This is a genomic window from Paraburkholderia sp. Tr-20389 (genome assembly GCF_017104565.1).
Taxonomy (GTDB): Bacteria; Pseudomonadota; Gammaproteobacteria; order Burkholderiales; family Burkholderiaceae; genus Paraburkholderia.
The window spans coordinates 1-1854 of record NZ_JAAGPD010000105.1 but is presented as its reverse complement, the minus strand read 5'-3'; the positions used below and the strand labels follow the sequence as shown (position 1 = coordinate 1854).

At 64.8% G+C, this 1854-nt stretch carries 1 protein-coding gene; it reads left to right on the top strand.

Annotation, left to right across the window (positions count from 1 at the left end):
- Positions 1-403 precede the first annotated feature (403 nt).
- Positions 404-1768 carry a group II intron reverse transcriptase/maturase gene (gene ltrA / locus G3N95_RS40340; RefSeq protein WP_205975640.1) on the top strand — a complete coding sequence of 455 codons (1365 nt, stop codon included), beginning with the start codon at positions 404-406 and terminating at the stop codon, positions 1766-1768.
- Positions 1769-1854: the final 86 nt, after the last annotated feature.

Sequence of the window (1854 nt, the reverse complement as noted above, 5' to 3'; positions counted from 1 at the left end):
TTTGTGCGCCCAGCATGGGCGCACTCCTGCGGGTGCAAGTCCCGCCATAAGCTGGTCACAGCGAATGAAGTGAAGCGCAACTGCATGAGGGCGACCGAGTGTGGGGAGGAAGCGTGGAGCGTAAATCGCGAGCCGATGAACAAGAATCGCATAGAAGGCGCTGCCGAGCAGGGCGAGCGGGCAAATCTCCGCGAAGCTCTCGTGACCAAGGCGAAGCGGCGTAGATGCGGCGGTTGTGCGATGAAGGAGTGCGTTCTTACCTGGGGACGCCTCGCCTCATGCCTGAAAGGGCGACGGTGCTGAACCGGAGCGAGGTCTCAGCAGAGGTCATAGTAGCCACAGGACAGGCCGGCGAGGCTGGAGCTGGTGGCGAAGGACCGAATGGAAAGGAGTGTTCAACGACATGCCGACGCAACAGGCAAGGCGTCAGATGCCCGCGCGAGCGGGGCAAGCGGTGGCGGCGCGCGGTGAAGCTGCGCGTGAAGCCGTGAGCGACGAAGCCTGGGGCTCGCGGTGTGAGACGAAGAGCACAGGGTCAGCGCTGCTTGCTGCGGCGCTGACGAGAGAGAACCTGCAGCAGGCACTCAGACGGGTGCGGGCCAACAAGGGTGCGCCGGGCGTTGACGGGCTGGACATTGACCAGACTGCGCGACACCTGACGACAGCCTGGCCGGCAATACGTGAGCAACTGCTGCGGGGGGCCTACCGGCCGATGCCGGTGCGGCGGGTGACGATCCCGAAACCGGACGGTGGCGAGCGCGAGCTGGGCATCCCGACGGTGACGGATCGACTGATCCAGCAGGCGTTGCTGCAGGTGTTGCAACCGGTACTGGACCCCACCTTCAGCGAGCACAGCTACGGCTTCCGGCCCGGGCGGCGTGCGCACGATGCGGTGCTAGCTGCGCAGTCGTACGTGCAGTCGGGGCGGCGGATCGTGGTGGACGTTGACCTGGAAAAGTTCTTTGACCGGGTCAATCACGACATTCTCATCGACCGGCTGCAGAAGCGTATTGGAGATCCGGGCGTCATCCGGCTGATCCGGGCGTACCTGAATGCGGGCGTGATGAACGATGGCGTGGTTCAGGAGCGGCATGAGGGGGCGCCCCAGGGCGGTCCACTCTCACCGTTGCTGGCAAACGTGCTGCTCGATGAGGTGGACAAGGAGCTGGAGCGACGGGGTCATTGCTTCGTGCGCTACGCCGACGATGCGAACGTGTACGTCCGCTCACGCCGTGCGGGCGAACGGGTGATGGCACTGTTGCGACGGCAGTACGAGCGGTTACGCCTGAAGATCAACGAAGCCAAAAGCGCGGTGGCGAGCGCGTTTGGTCGCAAGTTCCTGGGCTACAGCCTGTGGGTAGCTGCGGGTGGCGCGATCAAGCGCAAGGTGGCAGTCAAACCATTGGCCACGTTCAGGCAGCGCGTGCGGGAACTGACGCGTCGGGGCGGACGTAGTCTGAAGCAGGTGGTGGAGAAGCTGCGCCCCTACCTGTTGGGCTGGAAAGGCTACTTCCGTCTGGCGCAGACGCCGGGCGTGATGCGGGAACTGGACAAATGGGTGCGCCATCGCCTGCGCGCGATCCAGTTGAAGCACTGGAAGCGCGGCACGACCATGTATCGTGAGTTGTGCGCACTCGGCGCGGCTCATGACGTGGCGCGACAGGTGGCGGGGAACAGCCGTCGCTGGTGGCGCAACAGCGGCAAGCTGCTCAACGGCGTGCTGCCCATTGCATGGTTCGACCGACTAGGCCTACCCCGTCTCTCCTGACCTCAACTTCCCGAACCGCCCGGTGCGGACCCGCATGCCGGGTGGTGTGGCAGGGGCGTAGCCTGTTGGCTACCCCCTATGCCGAT

Coding starts and splice junctions, on each gene's coding strand:
- ltrA (WP_205975640.1), top strand. CDS start 404: ATGCCGACGCAACAGGCAAGGCGTCAGATGCCCGCGCGAGCGGGGCAA.